Consider the following 19,559-nt stretch of genomic DNA (forward strand, 5'->3'; position numbering starts at 1 on the left):
TTCTCCCCCCGGCCCGGTGCTGTGGTACCGGAGGTCCGGGCTCGGGCACAGCATAGGCCTCGTGATGTGGTGGCGATCCGCCCCGGGGCCTGCGAGGATCGGGGCCGACGGAAGGAATCCCTGTGTCGCCTCGTGACGTCGCCGAAGCGCTGCTCCGCCGCTGGTACGTACTGGTGCTCGCGCTCCTGCTGACCGCCGCCGGGGCGTATCCGGTGGTCCGGCCCGCCCCGCAGTTCCTGAGTTCGGCCGTGGTCGTGCTCAAGCCGCCGGCGACGGGCAACCAGCCGAACCAGCTGACGAATCTCCAGCCGCCGCTCGCCACCCTCGCGTACGGGATCGTGCAGCAGCTCGAGTCGCCCGCCGGGCGCAAGGAGCTGCGGGCCGTCGGGGTCGACGGCTCGTACCAGCTGATCCCGCGCAACAGCGGCACCAGCGCGACCCCGCGCTATCTGATCCCCTCGCTCCAGGTGCAGGCGAGGGCCGCCGCGGCCGTCGACGCGGACACGGCGGTGCGCCGGATCATCGAGGTCTACGCCGAGCACGTGGCCGACCTCCAGTCCGCGCAGGGCGTCGTCGCCGGGGCCCGGATCAACGCGTCGGTGCTGGTCGCTCCGAGCGCCGCCCAGGTACAGGGCAACAAGAGCCGCGCGCTGGCCGGTACGGCGCTGTTGGGGGCGACCCTGGCGGTCCTGGGCGCGCTGTGGTTCGACCAGTTCGCGCTGCGCCGCAGGAACCGGAAGGACGGCTCCGGCTCCCCGGAAGCGGGCCGTTACGCGGGTGCGGTGCCGGTGGCCAACTGAGCCGGGTACCGGCACGGTGTGCTGGGCGGAGCGGGCGCGCATCAGATGCCGCGGCGCTTCCAGGACCGCCACCACAGCCACTCCCGCCCGCGTTCGACCACGGCCGACCAGATCAGCGGCTGGAGGTACGGCATGAGTCCGGCGCCGACGCGCCGGCGCCGGTGCAGGGCCTGGTACTCGGGCAGTGAGGTGAAGCCGGGGCGGCACTCGGCGGCGAAGGCCACGAGGTCGTCGACCGGGACGACGTCGGTGCGGCCCCGGTCGTAGGCGCGGTAGGCGCGGCGCAGGGCGTAGCGGGCCAGCCGGGTGTGCACCAGATCGGCCAGCCGCTCGGCCTGCGGGAGCCGGTCGCCGCACTTGGCGAGGACGGAGTCGAAGGCGACCAGGCGCTGGCGCAGGTCGTCGAGCTGGCCGCCGAAGTCGGTGGTCGACATGTTGTTGCCGTGCACGCGGTAGAAGGCCTGGTCGGCGCCGCTGATGTAGCCGACGTCGGCGTGGGCGGCGAGCCGCATCCACATCTCGATGTCGCCGGCGTGCGGGAGTGCGGGGTCGTAGCCGCCGACCTGGCGCTGGAGGCTGGTGCGGACGACGACCTCGGGCGAGGTGATGCAGCCGGTGCCCTCGCGGAAGCGGCGCTCCAGCCACCAGTGCCCGGGGTAGACGACCGAACCGGTGCTCTGGGTGCGGGCCTTGGGCAGTGGGCCGCCGTGCTGGAAGCGCAGGGGGCGGCCGTAGGCGAACCCGGCCTCGGGGTGGGCGTCGAGGAGGGCGGCGGCGCGGACGAGTGCGCCGGGGACCAGTCTGTCGTCGGCGGAGAGGAGGGCGACGTAGTCGCCGTCGGCCCACTCCAGGAGTCCCTCGTTGTAGGTGGCGATGTGCCCCTTGTTGGTCTCGTGGACGCGGACCTCGATGCGCGGGTCGGCGGCGGCGAGCTTGAGCGCGACCTCGGCCGAGTCGTCGGGCGAGGCGTCGTCGATGATGAGTACCCGGACGTCAACGCCGTCCTGCTCGTCCAGGACGCTGCTCACGCAGTCGGCCAGGAAATGGCCGTACTTGTAGCAGGGGATGACAACACTGACGGTGCTCATCGGTTGGCAGGCCAATCCCCGGCGGTGGCCTCCCGCGTGGGTGCGGGAGGCCACCGGCGGTGGGTTGTGTCGGTCAGTTCTTCATACGGACGGTCAGTGCTTCTTGCGGACGGTCTTGCTGGTCAGGGTCCAGACCTGGGACTTCACGGTGTGGTTCTTCTTGTCCCGGGCCGTGACCGTGATCTTGAAGCGCGTGCCGTCCGGCAGCGGGGTGGACAGATGGACGGACACCTTGTGGGTGGCCCGGTCGTAGGAGACGAACGCCTTGACCTTGAGCTTCTTGGCCGCCGCCGCCTTCGCGCCCGGCAGGACGGTCACCGTCGCCTTGACCGAGCCCACCTTGGCCGCGCTGGGCAGCGAGGTGACCAGCGGGCTCGACGCGTCGGCGGTGCGCGCCAGTGCGGAGGCGCTCACCTCCGAGGTGGTGACGGTCGACAGTGCCGCCGACGGGTCGTCGGCGGTGAAGATCGGGCCGACCCAGTAGTTCGCGGACCCGTAGGAGCCGTTCGGGAAGGCCACGTCACTGCCGTACCGGTAGAGCCCGTTGCGGGCCGTACTGATGTCGGCGGTGGCGGTCAGCGGATAGGACTTGTGCGCCGAGGCGAAGTAGCCGCCGTCGACCGCGTAGTTGCCGTTCGGCGCGTGGTAGGAGACGACGTACGAGGTGTCCGCGGTGATCGCCACCGGGGTCGCGAACGTCATCGTCTGCCAGCCGGTGGCCGACTCGGTGGTGAAGGTGCCGGAGGCGAGGAGCGTGCCGTCGGCGGACCAGAGGCTGCCGGTGTGGGTGCCGGTGTTGGTGGCGCCCTTGTAGAAGGTGACGCCGGTGACCCAGCCGCTCGCCGAGGACTGGAAGCGGGTGCCCAGTTCGAGGGAGTTGGCGTCGTCGGTCACGGCCGTCCTGGCCGGCACGGTGGAGGTGTTCCACAGCGTGCAGGGGCAGGTGACCGCGGGCGGCGTGGAGCTGGTGGTGAAGCTCCAGGTCACCGGGGCCGACATGGCGTTGCCCCACAGGTCCTCGGCCTGGACCGAGGCGGTGTACGTGGTGTTCAGCTCAAGTTCCGTCGACGGCGTGAAGGTCGCCTTGTTCGACGCGGGGAGCGTCTTGGTGCCCGGGACGGTGTTGCCGCTCGGGTCCTTGAGCGTGAACGCCAGGGTGTCGCCGTCGATGGCGTGGTCGAAGATCGCCGACACCGGTGCCGTGATCGCCGCGCCGGTCGCCCCGGAGGTCGGGGAGGTCGAGGTGACGACGGGCGGGGTGGTGCTGGCCGCCGCGGTGTCGAGCACCACGTCCACCCAGTAGTTGCTGCCCGAGGACGCCGAGTTCGGGAAGCCGCTGGTCGAGCCGTACCGGTAGACGCCGTTGCCGCCGTCGGTGCCGGACTGCAGTGCCGTGAGCGGGGCCAGTCCTGCCGCGCTGCCGGAGAAGTAGCCGCCGTCGTAGGAGTAGCCGCCGTTGGGGGCGAAGTACGAGGCGACGTAAGTGGTGTTGGCCTTGACGGTGACCGGGGTGGCGAAGTTCAGCTGCTGCCAGCCGGAGGCCGTCTCGTTGGTGAAGGTGCCGGTGGCCAGGCGGGTGCCGGAGGCGCTCCACAGGCTGCCGGTGTGGGTGCCCGTGTTGTTGGGCGACTTGTAGAAGCGGACGCCGGTGATCGAACCGGCCACCGTGGTACGGATCTTGACGCCCAGCTCCAGGGAGCTGCCGTCGCCCGAGTTGACGGTGCCGGGCACGGTCGCGGCCGACCAGACGGTGCAGGGGCAGGCCTGAGGGCCGACGGTCACCGGGATGGTGGTGACGGCGCCGATGTTGACGCTGTCGTCCACCGCGCGGACCTTGATGGAGGCGCTGCCCGGGGTGGACGGGGTCCAGCTGTAGGTCCAGGACGTCAGTCCGCTGGCGGCGTTCCAGGTGGTGCCGCCGTCGGTGGACACCTCGACGCGGGCCACCACTCCCCCGCCGGAGTCGGCGGCGGTACCGGAGATGGTGACCGGCTTCAGCGCCGGGACGGTGACCCCGGAGGCCGGGCTCGTCACGGTGATGGTCGGGCCGGTGGTGTCGGTGGACTGGGTGGCGCTGGTGAGGTTGCTCTGCAGGGTCAGCGGCTGGACGCCCATGTCGGCGAGGACGTTGACGGTCGCCTGCTGCATCCGGGAGTCCTCGGTGACGACGACGTCATCGGGGTCGTACACCGGAAGGTTGGTCAGACCCCACGACCACTGCACGGTCCCGGCCCCGAACACCAGGGCTCCGGAGTCCTGGTCGCGGAACTCGACGAGATTGTGCGTCGCCGTGCCGTTGCCGTACATGTTGCCCCAGTCGAGGCGGTACTTGCCGTCCTCGATGTCCACGGTCGTGGACGAGAGGTGGATCGCCCCGGCGGGTCTGGTGCTGTTGACGATGTCACTGTCCCACTCGTAACCGAGGGTTCCGGTGGGGAAGGTGGCCGTCTGGCTCGACGTGAGGTTGGCGATGGAGGTGTTGCGCCAGATCCGGTTCTTGCCGTACGAGCCGGGGACCGTGATCGCGTCGGCGCGGTAGCCGTTCACCGTGAACATGGAGCCGGTGAGGATGTTCGGCGGCTGGTATGTCTGACCGTACTGAGTGCTGGTCGGGTCCATCCAGGTGCCGGTCCACTGGCCGCTGGGGTCGGCGATGCCGTTGCCCTGGACCATCTTGGTCATCTTGTAGCAGACCAGGGTCCGGTTGGCGGTGCTGGTGCCGTCGTTGCTCGGGGTGAGCCGGGTCTTCCAGAACACCTCGTTGCCGCTGAAGTAGGCCTGTCTCACGCCTGCCTTTCGGGCGGCCAGGACGTTGTTGTACTGACTCTGCGTCCAGTACTCGTCGTGGCCCGAGGACAGATAGACCTTGTGGTTGTCCAGCAGGGTGTCACCGTGGGTCGACACGTCGACGCCGGACAGATAGCTGACGTCGTAGCCGTTGCGCTCCAGCCAGGACAGCATCATGAACTCGGAGCCGTAGATGCCGTTGTCGCCGCCGATGTCCAGCGGCCGGTTGTAACTGACCTCGTAGGCCCGGCCGTCGGGCGCGGGGCCCGCGCCGCCGTACAGGTCCTGACCGCCGAAGTCGTTGTACGCCTGCCAGGTCTGGTCACTGGTCTGGACGACGATGTCGGAGGTGCTGGAGTCCTTGCGGACGACGAACGGATACGGCATGAGGCCGTCGCCGTCCGTCTGTGTGAGGTTCGCGATGTACAGGCCGGAGACGGCGTCGCTGGGCACCGTCCAGTTGACCGTGACCGGCCAGTTGCCGCAGTCGACCAGGCCAGTGCTGGCCTTGGTGGTGCAACTGGCCCGGGTGGTCGTGTAGTTGGCCGGGTAGGTCACGGCCGCCTGGGCGGCGGTCGAGATCAGCCGGGCGCCGTCGCCGCCGTACCAGCCGAGCCGGTAGATCTCGACACGGTAGGTGACCGGCGACTGGATCTTGAACTGGACGGTGTCACCGGCCTGGACGCTCTCCTTGGTGGAGAACCCCTTGATGTCGCCGTAGGAGTTGGGCGCGTACCAGTCGGACATGGGGCTGCCCGGCTTGGAGTTCTCGCACACGATCGCGTTCGAGGCCGTGCCGCACGGATCGGATGCCGCCTGGGCGGGCAGTGCCGTCGGGAGCACCGCCCATATCAATGCTGCCACGACGGCGAGGCGCCCGCCCCGGATCCGTCTGCTCCATCTGTTCATGTGTACCTCTCAGCGGTGCTGTGCACTGTGCGGGGCCGGCCCGGGAGGCCGGTGTGGAGCGTGATTGTGGGGGCCGATCTGCTTCAGAGCGCCTTGGTGAGCGTTTCCACGACGCGTCGCTGCTGATCGGGGCTTATCTGGGGGAAGAGCGGCAGCGACAGGATGCGGTCCGCCGCCCGCTCCGCGTGGGGGAAGTCACCACGGGCGTGGCCGAGATGTCGGTAGGCCGCCGTGAGGTGCACGGGGGCGGGGTAGTGCACGCCCGCGCCGATGCCCTCGGCGTTGAGCTTGCCGACGACGTCGTCGCGGTCCGTGTCGGTGACCTCGACGACGTACAGGTGCCAGACGTGGACGTTGCCGTCGGCCGTCGTGGGGAGGACGACCCGGCCGGCCGCCGCGAGGTCGGCGAGCAGGTCGTCGTAGCGGGCCGCCGCCGCCCGCCGGGCCGCGTTGCCGTCCGCGAGGCGCGCGAGCTTCGCGCGCAGGACGACGGCCTGCAGTCCGTCGAGGCGGCTGTTGAACCCGGCTACGTCGTGGCGGTACTTGGCGACGCCGCCGTGGTTCGCGGTCGCGCGGACCAGGTCGGCCAGGTTCTCGTCGTCGGTGAGGACCGCGCCCGCGTCGCCGTAGGCGCCGAGGTTCTTGCCCGGGTAGAAGCTGGTCGCGGCGATGCCACCGCTGCCCGGGGAGCGGCCGTCGCGGGTGGCGCCCTGGCACTGGGCGGCGTCCTCGACGACCCGTACGTGGTCCGGGAGTCGGTCGCGCAGGCCGGTCACCTCGGCCAGCTGGCCGTACAGATGCACCGGGACGACCGCGCGGGTGGCCGGGCCGACGGCGTCCAACGCGGCCTGCGGGTCGAGCAGATGGGTGCCGGGCAAGCAGTCCGCCAGGACCGGGCGGGCGCCGATCCGGGCCACGGCTCCGGCGGTGGCGATGAAGGTGTTGGCGGGGATCACGACCTCGTCGCCGGGTCCGATCCCGCTCGCGCGCAGGGCGAGTTCGACGGCGTCGGTGCCGTTGGCGACGCCCACGCAGTGCGCGACGGCGCCGAAGTCGGCGTACTCGCGCTCGAAGGCCCGTACCTCGTCGCCGCCGATGAAGGCGGTGTTCGCCAGCACCCGTTCGAAGCCGGCCCGTACCTCGTCGGCGACCTCCTCGTGTGCCGCCTTGAGGTCGACAAGCGGTATGTGGTTCATCTCAGCGGTCCCCCCACTGTCGTTCGTGTCGCGAGTTCGTCCAGCGCGGGCGCCTCCGCCGCGCGCAGCCGCCTGGCCGGGCTCCCGACCCAGACCTCGCCCGGCGGGACGTCGCCGAGCACGGTGCTTCCCAGGCCGATCTGCGACCAGGCGCCGACCGTCGTGCCCTCCCTGACCAGGGCCCCGGAGCCCACATAGGCGCCGCGTTCGAGTCGTACGCCGCCGCCGAGCCGTACGCCGGAGGTGATCGTGACGAAGTCCTCGACCACGTCGTCATGGGTGAGGACGGCCTGCGGCATCACGGCGACATGCGCGCCGACCTGTACGGCGGCGGTCAGGACGCAGTGCGCGAGCAGGACCGAGCCGGGGCCGACCCGCGAGGTCGACGACACGGCCGCCGTCGGGTGGATCACCGTGGCGTAGCGGTCCAGGGGGAGGCCGAACCTGCGGACCAGTCGGGCGCGGGCCGCGTAGTCCCTCGGGTTGCCCACGCAGATCACCACGCGGGCCCCGGTCAGCTCGTGCACCAGGTCGCAGCCGCCGAGCACCGGCACGCCGTCGACCTCCGTGCCGTGCAGGTCGGGGTTGTCGTCGAGGTGTCCGAGCAGCTCGAATTCGCCTGTGTCCCGTACGGCCTGTGCGGTCTCCCGGGCGAAACCGCCCGCGCCGACGATCAGCAGCCCGCTCATCCATGGGCCTGTTCGCGCAGCGCCGCCACGACCCGGTCCTGCTGGGCCTCGGTCATGGTGTGGAAGAGGGGCAGGATCAGCGAGTCGCGGCTGATCCGTTCGGTGACGGGCAGCGGCGCGCTCGGGTGGTCCGCGTAGGCGGGTTCGAGGTGCGAGGCCATGATCCCGCGCCGGGCGGAGACCCCGGCGTCGGCGAGCGCGGCGAGCAGGTCGTCGCGGCCGACGGGGAAGTCCTCGGCGAGCAGCACCCAGTAGGACTGGAAGTTGCTCTGCCCGTGCGCGGGGTCGGTCACGGGGGTGAGGCCGGGGATGTCCGCCAGCAACTCGTCGTAGCGGGCCGCCAGTTCGCGGCGGCGGGCGATCATCGTGTCGAGCTTGCCGAGCTGGACGAGGCCGATGGCGGCCTGGACGTCCGTCATGCGGTAGTTGAAGCCGACTTCCAAGTAGCTTTCCAGGACCGGCTTGTTGCTGGCGTGGCGCTCGGCGGCCGAGGCGTTCATGCCGTGCTCGCGCAGTCGGCGCAGCCGGGCCGCCCACTCGGCGTCGTCGGTGGTGATCATGCCGCCCTCGCCGGTGGTGACCACCTTGCGGGGGTGGAAGGACCAGGCGGCGATCAGCGCGCCGTGCCCGACGGGCTTGCCGCCGACGGTCGAGCCGATGGCGCAGGCCGCGTCCTCGACCAGCGCGAGGTCCCACTCGGCGCAGGCGGCGCGCAGCGCGTGCACGTCGGCCGGGACCCCGCCCTGGTGAACGGCGAGTACGGCCTTCGTGCGGGGCGTTCGGACCGCGTCCACGGTGGCCGTGGTGAGGTTGCCGGTGGCGGGGTCGACATCGGCGAACACCGGTTCGGCACCGACGTAACGCACGGCGTTGGCGGTGGCGATGAACGACAGCGAGGGGACGACGACCTCGTCGCCGGGCCCGATCCCGAGGGCGACGAGCGAGAGGTGCAGGCCGGTGGTGCAGGAGCTGACGGCGATGCCGTGCTCGGCGCCCACCCGCTCGGCGAAGGCCCGCTCGAAGGCGGCGACACGGGGGCCCTGGGCGACCCACCCGGACAGCACCGCGTCGGAGGCCGCCTTCGCCTCCTCCTCGCCGAGCCAGGGGATCATCACGGGGATGCGGTCGGTGCTCACTTGGCGGACTCCTCTGAAGGGGAGCGCTCCGCACGCCACCACTCGACCAGGTCCTTCAGGCCCGTACGCAGGTCGATCTCGGCCCGGAACCCGAGCCGTTCGGCGGCCTGCGAGGTGTCCGCGAGGCGCCGGGTCACGCCGTTCACCGCGCGGGCGGGCCCGTGCTCGGGCTCAAGGCCGGACGCGCCCATCGCCTCCAGGAGGCCCTGGGCGAGTTCCTTGAGCGAGGTCTCCGTGCCGCTGGCGACGTTGAACACCTCGTCCGTCAGGTCCGACTCGGCGGCCAGGACGTTGGCTCTGGCGATGTCGCGGACGTCGACGAAGTCCATGGTCTGGGCGCCGTCGCCGAGGATCAGCGGCGGCTCGCCCGCCTCGATGCGCTCCATCCAGCGGATGAGCACCTCGGTGTAGAGGCCGTGGATGTCCATCCGGGGGCCGTAGACGTTGAAGTAGCGCAGAGCCACGTAGTCCAGTCCGTACATGGCGTGGAAGCTGCGCAGCTGGCCTTCGTTGAAGGCCTTCGCGGCGCCGTAGAAGGTGTCGTTGTTGTACGGGTGGTGGCGCTCGGTCGTCGGGAAGGTCTCGGCCATGCCGTAGACGGACGCCGAGGACGAGGCGATCACCTTGGCGACTCCGGCCTGGGCCGCCGCCTCCAGGACGTTGAACGTGCCGTCGACCATGACCTCGTTGGCGAGCCGGGGCTCCTCCGCGCACTGCGTGATACGGATCGCCGCGAGGTGGAACACCAGGTCGGCGCCCTCGGTGACCTTCCGTACGGTGGCCGCGTCCCGGATGTCGCCCTCGACGATCTCCACGACACCGCTGGGCAGCGCCTTGGCGAGGTTGGCCCGCCGGCCGCGCACGAAATTGTCGAGTACGACGATCTCGCGGGCGCCGCCCTCGGCCAGCAGGTCGACCAGGTTGGAGCCGATGGTGCCCGCTCCCCCGGTGACCAGGATCTTCTTGCCTCGTACGCTGCTCAACTGCGCTGCCCTCTCGGTCAGTCGGACTGTCGGTGAAGTGGAACGGTCGGTGCCCGGCGCGGTCAGTGCCCGGCGCGCAGGCCGACGACCGCGCCCTTGAACTCCAGGCTCCGGGAGGCCGCCTCCAGGATGTCCAGCACCCTGAGGCCCGCCCGGCCGTCGGTCAGCGGCGCCCGGCGTTCCCTGATGGCGTCGCCGAACTCGTCGACCATGCTGCGCAGGGCTTCCTTCTCGCCGATGGCGGGGGCGACCATGTCGCCGGAGCGGTAGGAGATGAGCATGTCCCGGCGCTCGTCGTCGCCGATCTCCTGGGGCGCGGCCAGGTCGACGCCCCGGTCGAAGATCGCCACCCGCTGGGCGGGGTTGAGGTCGTCCCAGATCAGGGTGCGCTTGGCGCCGCCCACCATGGTGGTGCGGACCTTGGTCGGCGAGAGCCAGTTGACGTGCACGTGGGCGATGGCCCCGGTGTTGAGCTGGAGCGTCAGATAGGCGACGCAGGCCTGTCCGGCCCCGATCGGGTCGGCCCCGTGGGCGGCGACGGCGACCGGCTCGACGTTGTCGGGGAGGATGAAGTCGAGGATCGACAGGTCGTGCGGGGCGAGGTCCCACATCACGTCGATGTCCTTCTGGACGAGCCCGAGGTTGATCCGGACCGAGTCGACGAAGTGGATCTCGCCGAGTTCCCCGGAGCGGACCAGTTCCCGGATCCGGCCCACGGCGGGCGTGTAGCAGTAGGTGTGGTCGCACATAAGGGTGAGCCCGCGCTCCTCGGCCTCGGTGACCAGGCGCAGTCCGTCGGCGTAGGTCGCCGCGAGGGGCTTCTCCACGAGGACGTGCTTTCCGGCGCGCAGGGCGGCGAGCGCGATGTCGAGGTGCGTACCGGCGGGCGTGGCCACGGCGATGGCGTCGACGGTGGGGTCGGCGAGGACGGCCGCGTAGTCCGCGGTGGCCTGGACCGTCGAGTAGCCGCCGAGGACGCGCTGGGCGCGGTCCACGTCGAGGTCGCACAGCCAGCGCAGCCGGAACCGGTCGCTGGCCTGGAAGTTGCGGACAAGGTTGGGGCCCCAGTAGCCCGCCCCGACGACCGCGACCCCCAGCGGCTCCGTACCCGACGGCTTCGTGCCCGACGGCCCCGTACCCTGCGTCACTTGATTCTTCTTCCGTCGGTCCGGGTGGTCCAGTTGGTCAGGTCGGTCCATCAGTAGGCCCCCGTTCCGCGCACCACCGCGGATCCGGTGCGCGCCAGGATCGTCAGGTCGAGACCCAGCGACCAGTTGTCGACGTATCCGAGGTCGAGCCGGACCGCCTCGTCCCAGGGCAGGTCGGAGCGTCCGCTGACCTGCCAGAGCCCGGTGAGACCGGGCTTGACCAACAGCCGGCGCTTGACCTCCGGGGTGTACTCCTCGACCTCCTCGGGCAGCGGGGGCCGGGGGCCGACGAGCGACATGTGGCCCTTGACCACGTTGAGCAGCTGCGGCAGTTCGTCGAGCGAGCTGCGCCGCAGGAAGGAGCCGAAGCGGGTGATCCGCGGGTCCTCCTTCACCTTGAACAGCAGCCCGTCGCTGTTCTCGTTGAGGTGCTCCAGCTCGGCCCGCAGGTTCTCCGAGTCGGGCCGCATGGTGCGGAACTTCAGCATGGTGAAGTGGTCGCCGTAGCGGCCCACGCGCTGCTGCCGGAACAGGGTCGGTCCGGAGCTGTCCAGCCGCACGATCAGGGCGATCGCCATCATCGGCAGCGCGAGGAACGCGAGGAGCAGGGCCGCGAGGGAGCGGTCCAGGAGTTCCTTGGGCAGCCGTGCGGCCGGGGCGAGGTTCGGTGCCTGGATACGTACGAGCGGGACCCCGTTGGTGGGCCGGATCGCGAGCCGTGAGGCGGTCACGTCGGTCAGTACGGGGGCGAGCAGGAACTCGACGCCCTGTACGGCGGCCGTCCAGGACATCCGGCGCAGCACGGAGGCGTCGCTCTCGGGGACCGGGAGGGCGACGACGGTTCCGATGCCCAGGGCCCGGACGACGTTCTCCATGTCGCCGACGCCACCGAGGACGGGGAGCCCCAGCTTGCGGATCTCGGAACGGTTGCGCGGATCGCTCAGGCAGACACCCGCGATGTCCAGCTCCTGTTCACCGCCGCGGCGCAGTACGGCGACCAGTTCCTGGATGCCGTGCGACGGTCCGACCAGCAGCGTCGTGCTCTGGTCGCGGCCCCGGGCCCATCTTCGGTGCAGGCGGCGACGGAGCGCGTAGCGGCCCGGTACGGCGAGCGCGGCGACCGGAATTGTGGCCATGAGCATGTCATGGAGGAGTCCCGGGTCGTGCGCGACCAAGTAGTACCCGGCGGCCAGCGCCGGCAGCGCCACGGCCCCGCGGAGCACCCGTCGGTACTCCTCGGCGCCCACGCCCAGGGCTTTGCGGTCGTAGGAACGATGGACGAGCATGGTCACGATCCACGTCGGGGGCAGCACCAGGGCCACCGCCCAGCGGTCGAAGGCCGCGTGGATCAGGAAGGCCGCGAGAACGGCCGCCAGGCCGTCGGTGACCAACAGGGAGAACCGATACTTCTGCTCCCAATGTCTTCGGCGTGCCGCCGGATTCCGGCGTTCCACAACGAGTTGCTCAGGCGTGACCTCAATGGTCATGCTCCCCCCACCACATGCGCGGCTACCCCCCGACCGAAGTGCCCATCACGCAGCGGCACTGGAAAGCGAGGGAGCGTGACAGCGGTTCCCCAACCGCCTCATGCCCCCCAGCATGCTTGTACTGCAAATGCTCAAAACAATGCACAAAGCCGTACCGTGACACGCAGTCAAGGACAAGTTCCCCACCCAAACCGGTCCGGCGGCACTCAATCTAGACCACGGGACGCAGTCACGGGAACGGTTGAACGAAACACACATCGCATTAGTGACACTGGCGGCATACTGCCCACGTGACGAGCATCGTGATCCCGGCCCACAACGAGGCCCAAGTCATCGGACGACTCCTGGATTCGCTGCTGGCCGACTCCACCGAGGACGAGACCGACGTCGTTGTCGTGTGCAACGGCTGCACGGACGACACGGCACGGATCGCGGCCACGCGGGGCCCACGCGTACGGGTGGTCGAAATACCGACCCCCTCCAAGCATGCGGCCCTACGGGCGGGCGACGACCACGCACGCGGCTTCCCCCGGGTCTACGTGGACGCCGACGTGGTGATCTCGGGCGCCGACATACGGGCATTGATCGAACCCCTGAACGACGACACCTCGGATGTCCTCGCCACCGCACCGGAGCGAGAGATTCCACTGCAGGGGTGCTCGTGGCGGGTGCGCGCCTACTACCGGGTCTGGCAACGTTTGCCTGCCGTTTGCGAAGGGTTGTTCGGGCGGGGCGTGATCGCCGTGTCCAAAACCGGTCATAACCGAATCGCCGCGCTGCCTCCGCTGATGGCGGACGACCTGGCCGCGTCCCTGGCGTTCGCCCCGGGTGAGCGGCTCGTGGTCGGCGGGGCGAGTGTCGTGGTGCATCCGCCGCGCACCTGGTCCGACCTGATGAAACGGCGCATCCGGGCCGCTGTCTCCACGGCCCAGGTCGAGCAGCACCAGGGCCCGGAGGACGCCTCGGCCCGCACGAGCGTCGCGGACCTGAAAAGCATGCTCCGCCGGGAGCCGCGGCTCGTGACCAGTGTCGTAGTCTTCCTCGCGGCGGCGGTCGCCGCCCGGCGGGGGGCCAGGAAGGCCGTCCGCGCACAGGACTTCGGGACCTGGCTGCGGGACGAGAGCAGCCGGCAGAACTGATCGCACCGCACCTGGAGTTCTCGATCATGTATCTCACCGACCGCTCCGCACCCGCAGCGCAGACGGACACCGAACCGGCCCGAAGACGCGGCGCGGGGCGCAGGGTCGCCCCGGTGGTGTTCGTCCTGGGGACGGTCAGCCTGATAACCGACATCTCCTCGGAGATGGTCACCGCGGTCCTGCCGCTCTACCTCGTCACCACCCTCGGCTTCACCCCGCTGGCGTTCGGCACCCTCGACGGCGTCTACAACGGCGTCAGCGCGCTGGTCCAGCTCACCGGCGGTCATCTCGCCGACCGAGTGCGCAACCACAAGCTCATGGCCGGGCTCGGCTACGCCCTTTCCGCCGCGTGCAAACCTTTGCTTCTGCTAGCCGGAAGCATCGCCACACTCGGTACGGTCCTCGCCCTGGACCGCACCGGGAAGGGCCTGCGCACCGCCCCGCGCGACGCGATGATCTCCCTCTCCACCCCGGCCGAGAAGCAGGGCCGCGCCTTCGGTGTGCACCGGGCGATGGACACCACCGGCGCCATGCTCGGCCCCCTGGCCGCCTTCCTCATCCTGAGCGTGGCGGTCGACGGCTACGACGCCGTGTTCGGGGTCAGCGCGTGCGTCGCCGTGCTCGGCGTGCTCGTACTCGTCCTGTTCGTCCCCAGCCGCCGGCAACAGGCCGAGCAGGCACGCGAGACACACGCGGAAACGGGTGCGGAAGCAAGCAAGGAAACAAGTGCCGAGGCAAATGGCGAAGTGGACGCCGAGGCGGGTACGGCCGCCGGTCGGCCGCCGGTGCGGGTGCGGGACGCGCTGGCTCTGCTGCGGCTTCCGCGCCTGCGGGCGCTGGCGGGCTGTGCCGCGCTGCTCGGGCTGACCACGGTCAGCGACGCGTTCGTCTATCTGCTGCTGCAACGGCGCGCGGGCATCGCCGACGCGTGGTTCCCGCTGCTGCCGCTGGGCACCGCCGTCGTGTTCCTGCTGCTTGCCGTGCCCGTCGGCGCGCTGGCCGACCGGATCGGGCGCCGGACGGTGTTCCTCACCGGACACCTGGGGCTGCTGATCGCCTACGCCCTCCTCCTCTGGGCCCCGGACACGCCCGCCCTGCCCTTCCTCGTCCTCGCCCTGCACGGCATGTTCTACGCGGCCACCGACGGCGTGCTCCCGGCCGCGCTGGCCGACATCGTGCCCGAGCAGCTGCGCGCGACCGGTCTCGCCATCGTCGGCACCAGCCAGGCGCTGGCCCGCTTCTGCTGCTCACTGTCCTTCGGCGCCGCCTGGACGCTGTGGGGCGACAGCGCGGCCCTGGCCGGATCGGCGGTCGGGCTGCTGTGCTGCGCGGCCGTCGCGGCCTTCGTACTGCGGCCGAGGGACCCGATCACCACCACAGTCACAGAACCAGAACCACAGGGATCCAGATGACATCGCTGCGCCGCCGCCTGCTCATACTCGTCACGGGCGTGCTGCTCCTCGCGGGCCTGGGAACCGGCGTCGTCCTGCACGCCGCCGACCGCGCGGAGCAGGCCAACAAGCCGCAGAAGGGCGGCCCCGCGGTCAGCTCGGGCCGGCTGACCCTCGACCAGAAGAGCCGGCTGACCTTCGTCAACTCGGCCGCCGGACCGCACCGCACAGCGGTCGCCTCGGTCCCCTCGGCCGACCCGGGCGCCGGCCGGACCGCCTCGGACCTGAAGTGCGTACGCTTCTACGCCGCGGCCGGCACCGGCGTCTGCCTCCAGTCCGTCCCCGGCGTCCTCAAGCAGAGCAACCGCGCCCTCCTCCTGGACGCCGACCTGCGCACGGTGCACACCTACGCGCTCGCGGGCACCCCCAGCCGGGCCCGGGTCTCCCCCAGTGGCCGCTTCGCCGCCTGGACGGTCTTCGTCTCCGGGGAGTCCTACGCGTCGGCCTTCTTCTCGACCCGCACGTCGATCCTGGACACCCGGACGATGAAGCTGATCCCCAGCCTGGAGACGTTCGCGATCACCCTGGACGGCAAGTCGTACCGCGCCTCGGACGTCAACTTCTGGGGCGTCACCTTCGCCGCCGACGACGACACCTTCTACGCCACCCTCAACACCGCCAACAAGACCTACCTGGTGAAGGGTTCGATCTCCCGCCGCTCGGTCACCACGATCATCGAGAACGTGGAGTGCCCGTCCCTCTCCCCCGACGGCACCCGCGTCGCCTTCAAGAAGCGGGTCCTGTCCCGGACGGCCCTCTGGCACGAGTACGTACTCGACCTGAAGACCCTCAAGGAGACGGCCCTCGCGGAACGCCACAGCGTCGACGACCAGGCCACCTGGCTGGACGACGACACCATCGCGTACGCCCTCCCGACCGACGGCAAGGTGGGCAGCAGCGACCTGTGGAGCGTGCCGGCGAACGGGACGGGCAGCCCCCGCCTGCTGATCGCGGGGGCTTCGTCACCGGCTCCGCTGTAGCCGTCCGTCGGGTTGTTCAGCGGGCGGTGCGCTCGCAGTCGAGGTCGTTGATCGGCACCGCGTCTGCCATCGCCTGCATCCCGGTGTCGTTGGGGTGCAGGTGGTCGCCGTTGTCGAAGAACGGCAGGATGCGTTCGTGGTCGTAGGGGCTGCGCAGCACGCGGTCGAAGTCCACGACGGCGTCGAACTCGCCGCCGGTACGAATGAATTCGTTGACCTCCTGCCGTACGGCCTCGGCGGGCGCGTCCCACTCGTACCAGCCCTTGAAGGGCCCGACCGTCGCCCCGACGACACACAGCCCGGCCGTGTGCGCACGGTCGATGATCCGGCGGTAGCCGTCGATCAACTCCCGTGCGGTGACACCGGTGTGGGCCTTGATGTCGTTGACGCCCTCGAAGAGGAGGACCGTTCGGACGCCGGGGTGGGAAAGCACGTCCCGGTGCAGCCTGTTGAGGGCACTCTGCCCGGCTCCGTCGGCGAGGACCTTGTTGCCTGAGATCCCTTCGTTCGCCACGCCCTTGAGGCGGGTGCCGGAGTCGGCCTGGAGACGGCGGGCCAGATAGTCGGGCCAGCGCCGGTTCTTGTCGGTGGTGGACTGCCAGCCGTCGGTGATGGAGTCGCCCAGGGCGACGACCGCGCCGACGGCCGGGTCCGTCCGTACGGTGACGGCGTCCAGGTACGGCCAGGAGCCGGTGGTTCCGGTCCAGTTGGCCAGGCCCTCCTCCGCCGTGTGGTCGCCGGTGCTGGTGTACGACGTCTGCATGGCCATGGCGTGCCCGGTGGCGGGACCGCCGCCCTCGGCCACATACAGGCTGACTACCAGTGCGGTCGCGGCGGGCACCCGTCCGGGCAGCGGATCGCTGAGCACGGTCTCTCCGGCGGGTACGGTCACGGATCGCGCGCCGCCGAACGTCAGTTGCCGGTTGCTGCCCCGGACCAGGGCGGCACCCTGCTGCTGGACGCCCGCGAACGCCTGGCCGAAGGTGAGGGGCCGGTCGCCGAAGGCGTTGGAGAGGCGGACGCGGAGGTGGGTGCCGCCGGCGCTGGTCCGTACGACGAGGCGGTAACCGCGATCCGGTGCCGCGTCGCCGATACGGTCGGCGCTCGCGCCCCAGGTGACGATCTCGTGCGTGGTCGTGGTCGCGGCGACGTTCTTGTGCGTGGTCGTGCCGGGGGCCGCTGTCGCGGAAGCGGTCAGCGACTGCGCGACGACGGCCAACGTGACGGCTGGCAGGGCGAGTCGGCGAAGTACCCGTCGGATTCCCCTGTGTTGGCGCATCGCTCACCGCCCCAGATCGCGCAGGGTCACGGACCGGCCGGGCGCCAGGGTCACCGTCCGGGACCGCTCCCCGTACGCCACCGTGGTCGCCGTACGACCGCCGACGCTCGTCACCGTGACCTCGGTGGGCCTGCCGTCCTGCCACCGGAGATCGACGGTGAAGCCGCCGCGTACGCCCACTCCGCTGATCGATCCGGAAGCGGCCCAGGCGTCGGGCAGCGCGGGCAGCAGCTCGACGTGGCCCGGGCGGGAGTACACGAGCATCTCGATCATCGCGGCGGGCGTACCGAAGTTGCCGTCGATCTGGAAGATGCCCCGGCCTTGTTCGACCTGGTAGATGTCGAACAGGTTGGGCGCGGTGCCGTTGGCGCCGCCGGTGGAGGGTCGCAGGTTGTTCACGACGAGGCGGTAGGCGTTGTCGGGGTTCTTGAGGCGGGCCCAGCACAGAGCGCGCCAGGCGTTGGCCCAGCCGAAGCTGTCCATGCCGCGTGCGGTGAGCAGGGCGGTCGCGCCCTCGACGATCGCCTCGGGGGTGGAGCCGTCGGGGCGGATGCGGTCGCCGGGGAACAGCTGGACGAGCGGCGAGAGATGCCGGTGGGTGGTCTCCCCGAGGTTGTCGGGTGACATCCACTCCTCCAGCCAGCCGGTCTTCGCACTCACCCCCGGCAGATGGAGCCGCCGTTGGAGATCGGCGACGGTCCGGGCGTACGCACGGTCCCTGCCCAACACCTCGCACGCCGTGCGGTAGTTGGCGAACAGGGACCGGACCAGCTCCTGGGCGTAGGTGATGCCCTTCGCGTCGAGCGGCCCGTGCTCGGGCGACCAGTCGCTGTCGGCGACGAGAACTTCGCGCCGCTCACCCGTGACGGGGTCGGTGACCGTCGTCGTGAGCAGCCGGGCCTCCCAGAACTCGCAAGCTCCCTTGAGCATCGGGTGGATGCGGGCGAGATGGGCACGGTCCTGGGTGAACTCGTAGAGGGAGTTGCACAGCCAGGCGTTGCCCGCCGGGTGCCACCACCAGCCCATGCCGCCGTGGACGTTGGTGGAGATGGCGACGGTCCAACCCGCCAGTTTCCCGGTGGAGTTGCGGTAGCGGTTGCGGGGGTCGTCGAAGTGGGCGCGGGTGAGTTCGGTCCAGGAGGGCAGCTGGGCCAGGCAGTAGTCGGTGAAGGCGTCGAAGCAGTCGGAGAGGGCGGCGCGGTCGGCGAGCCAGTAGTTCATCTGGAGGTTGATGTCGGTGTGGTAATCCCCCATCCAGTCCGGGTCGTTGCCGTCGAGCCACAGCCCCTGGAGGTTCAGCGGCAGACTCCCGCGCGACCCGGCGATCATGAGGTAGCGCCCGAACTGAAGGTAGGCCGCTTCGAGTTCGGGATCCGGTGTGTCGTCGGTGAACCGGGCGCGGACCCGCTCCCAGGTGTCCATGCCGCGCTGGAGCGGGGTGGAGGTACCGAGCGTGACGTCCATGCGCTCGAACAGCCCACGGTGGTCGGCGACATGGGTGTGCAGGAGGGTGGTCGCGGAGTGTCCGGCGGCGTCGAGGACTTTCGTGCGGGCGAGTCTGCGCGGGTCGAGCGAGGGGGCACGGTAGCCGGTGGCGGGGTCGGGCGCGTAGTCGGTGCCGCCCGTGACGATCACCGTCAGGGTCGCGCAGTTCCGGAAGGCGATCCGCGCCCCGTCGACGGCGACGGTCCCGCCGCTGCCGTACGCCGTGACTGCGGCCCCGTACCGCAGCCGGTTCGCGAACTCCCCGCCGAAGGAGGCGTGTTGGCCGCCCGTACGGGTGCCGGTGGTGGTCTCGCCGTGGGTGCCGTCCAGGCTGACGGCGCCGGTGTAGTGGCCGCCGCCGTCCTGGGTGAAGTGCAGGACGAGGACGTCGTCGGGGGCGCTGGCGAAGATCTGGCGGCGGTAGGTCACTCCGGAGCGGACGTAGGAGGCGGTGACCAGGCCCTGGCGGAGGTCGAGGGCGCGGCGGTAGCCGGAAACGGTCGAGAGGTCGTGGTCGGGGAGGTCGACGGTCAGTTCGGCCAGGAGGGTGAAGGACCCGAAGTTCTCGCGGGAGTAGGGGAATTGGCCGTCGGCGTCGAGGGTGGAGTTGAGGGTTCCCGTCCACATGGTGGCGTCGGTGAGGAAGAGCCGCTCCCGGCCGGGGTCGTTGCCCACGAGCGCGCCGAGGCGGCCGTTGCCGACCGGGAGGCCCTGGGTGATCATCGAGCGGTCGTCGGCGGGGGCCTGCCACCACAGTCGGGTGCCGGCGCTCTCGGCTGCGGTCAGCAGCGGGGAGCCGACAGGTCGTCGGGGCGCGGCGGAGGCGGTGAAGGCGGGCAGTCCGCCGAGGGCGGCCAGGGCTCCGCCGGCGGCGGCGACGGAGAGGAAACCCCGTCTGCTGGCGGCGAGTTCGGGCGAATCGGGGCGTGCGGTGTCCATGGACGCGCTCCAGAGAAGGTCGGCCGTCAGGAGTAGCCATCAGGAGTTGCCGTAACGAGTTGC

The 19,559-nt window shown here is 70.7% G+C and carries 14 protein-coding genes; 4 read left to right on the plus strand and 10 right to left on the minus strand.

The features are described 5' to 3' along the window. Nucleotides 1-122 precede the first annotated feature (122 nt). On the plus strand, nt 123-800 hold the full coding sequence (locus tag CW359_RS09690; RefSeq protein ID WP_105969408.1) for a hypothetical protein: 678 nt from the start codon (nt 123-125) through the stop codon (nt 798-800). A gap of 41 nt (nt 801-841) precedes the next feature. On the opposite strand, the gene CW359_RS09695 is transcribed toward CW359_RS09690, so the two are convergent. From CW359_RS09695 to CW359_RS09730, 8 genes are all read right to left on the minus strand, one after another. After that, entirely contained in the window at nt 842-1,888 is a 1,047-nt protein-coding gene (locus tag CW359_RS09695) for a glycosyltransferase family 2 protein (RefSeq protein WP_105969409.1), read from the minus strand. A 93-nt stretch (nt 1,889-1,981) separates the two neighbouring features. Next, complete coding sequence (locus CW359_RS09700) at nt 1,982-5,539, minus strand: DUF4082 domain-containing protein (RefSeq protein ID WP_232838324.1); 3,558 nt, start codon at nt 5,537-5,539, stop codon at nt 1,982-1,984. Nucleotides 5,540-5,667: 128 nt separating this feature from the next. Then, nucleotides 5,668-6,780, minus strand: a complete 1,113-nt coding sequence (locus CW359_RS09705) for a DegT/DnrJ/EryC1/StrS family aminotransferase (protein WP_105969411.1) — start codon at nt 6,778-6,780, stop codon at nt 5,668-5,670. Then, a complete protein-coding gene (locus CW359_RS09710) occupies nt 6,777-7,469 on the minus strand; it encodes an acetyltransferase (protein WP_105969412.1) in 693 nt (230 codons plus the stop codon). Before CW359_RS09710 ends, CW359_RS09705 begins: the two co-directional genes overlap by 4 nt. Then, complete coding sequence (locus CW359_RS09715; RefSeq protein ID WP_105969413.1) at nt 7,466-8,605, minus strand: DegT/DnrJ/EryC1/StrS family aminotransferase; 1,140 nt, start codon at nt 8,603-8,605, stop codon at nt 7,466-7,468. The genes CW359_RS09710 and CW359_RS09715 overlap by 4 nt, the downstream gene beginning before the upstream one ends. Continuing rightward, complete coding sequence (locus CW359_RS09720; RefSeq protein WP_105969414.1) at nt 8,602-9,588, minus strand: NAD-dependent epimerase/dehydratase family protein; 987 nt, start codon at nt 9,586-9,588, stop codon at nt 8,602-8,604. Before CW359_RS09720 ends, CW359_RS09715 begins: the two co-directional genes overlap by 4 nt. Before the next feature lie 62 nt (nt 9,589-9,650). Then, complete coding sequence (locus CW359_RS09725; RefSeq protein ID WP_232838325.1) at nt 9,651-10,736, minus strand: Gfo/Idh/MocA family protein; 1,086 nt, start codon at nt 10,734-10,736, stop codon at nt 9,651-9,653. A gap of 50 nt (nt 10,737-10,786) precedes the next feature. Then, nucleotides 10,787-12,223 carry a sugar transferase gene (locus tag CW359_RS09730; RefSeq protein ID WP_105969415.1) on the minus strand — a complete coding sequence of 479 codons (1,437 nt, stop codon included), beginning with the start codon at nt 12,221-12,223 and terminating at the stop codon, nt 10,787-10,789. 290 nt (nt 12,224-12,513) lie between these two features. On the opposite strand from CW359_RS09730, the gene CW359_RS09735 reads away from it, so the two are divergent. Genes CW359_RS09735 through CW359_RS09745 form a run of 3 tightly spaced genes read left to right on the plus strand, consistent with a single transcriptional unit; the run spans nt 12,514 to nt 15,793 of the window. Continuing rightward, nucleotides 12,514-13,362 (plus strand): glycosyltransferase family 2 protein, encoded by an 849-nt coding sequence (locus CW359_RS09735; protein ID WP_105969416.1) that lies wholly within the window; start codon nt 12,514-12,516, stop codon nt 13,360-13,362. Between the two features lie 26 nt (nt 13,363-13,388). Further along, complete coding sequence (locus CW359_RS09740; RefSeq protein ID WP_105969417.1) at nt 13,389-14,774, plus strand: MFS transporter; 1,386 nt, start codon at nt 13,389-13,391, stop codon at nt 14,772-14,774. Beyond that, the gene (locus CW359_RS09745) at nt 14,771-15,793 is read left to right on the plus strand and encodes a TolB family protein (protein WP_105969418.1); all 1,023 of its coding nucleotides are present in this window, start codon (nt 14,771-14,773) and stop codon (nt 15,791-15,793) included. The genes CW359_RS09740 and CW359_RS09745 overlap by 4 nt, the downstream gene beginning before the upstream one ends. A gap of 16 nt (nt 15,794-15,809) precedes the next feature. On the opposite strand, the gene CW359_RS09750 is transcribed toward CW359_RS09745, so the two are convergent. Next, nucleotides 15,810-17,072: an SGNH/GDSL hydrolase family protein gene (locus CW359_RS09750; protein ID WP_105969419.1), complete on the minus strand. Its 1,263-nt coding sequence runs from the start codon at nt 17,070-17,072 to the stop codon at nt 15,810-15,812. Nucleotides 17,073-17,075: 3 nt separating this feature from the next. Next, nucleotides 17,076-19,496, minus strand: coding sequence for a glycosyl hydrolase family 95 catalytic domain-containing protein (locus CW359_RS09755; RefSeq protein WP_105969420.1), 2,421 nt, complete (start codon nt 19,494-19,496; stop codon nt 17,076-17,078). Between the last annotated feature and the right edge of the window lie 63 nt (nt 19,497-19,559).

Source organism: Streptomyces geranii (assembly GCF_002954775.1).
Classification (GTDB): Bacteria; Actinomycetota; Actinomycetes; order Streptomycetales; family Streptomycetaceae; genus Streptomyces; species Streptomyces geranii.

Excerpts from the sequence above, each read along its gene's own strand:
- CW359_RS09695 (WP_105969409.1), bottom strand. The coding sequence starts at position 1,888 with ATGAGCACCGTCAGTGTTGTCATCCCCTGCTACAAGTACGGCCATTTC.
- CW359_RS09705 (WP_105969411.1), bottom strand. The coding sequence starts at position 6,780 with ATGAACCACATACCGCTTGTCGACCTCAAGGCGGCACACGAGGAGGTC.
- CW359_RS09710 (WP_105969412.1), bottom strand. The coding sequence starts at position 7,469 with ATGAGCGGGCTGCTGATCGTCGGCGCGGGCGGTTTCGCCCGGGAGACC.
- CW359_RS09730 (WP_105969415.1), bottom strand. The coding sequence starts at position 12,223 with ATGACCATTGAGGTCACGCCTGAGCAACTCGTTGTGGAACGCCGGAAT.
- CW359_RS09740 (WP_105969417.1), top strand. The coding sequence starts at position 13,389 with ATGTATCTCACCGACCGCTCCGCACCCGCAGCGCAGACGGACACCGAA.
- CW359_RS09745 (WP_105969418.1), top strand. The coding sequence starts at position 14,771 with ATGACATCGCTGCGCCGCCGCCTGCTCATACTCGTCACGGGCGTGCTG.
- CW359_RS09750 (WP_105969419.1), bottom strand. The coding sequence starts at position 17,072 with ATGCGCCAACACAGGGGAATCCGACGGGTACTTCGCCGACTCGCCCTG.
- CW359_RS09755 (WP_105969420.1), bottom strand. The coding sequence starts at position 19,496 with ATGGACACCGCACGCCCCGATTCGCCCGAACTCGCCGCCAGCAGACGG.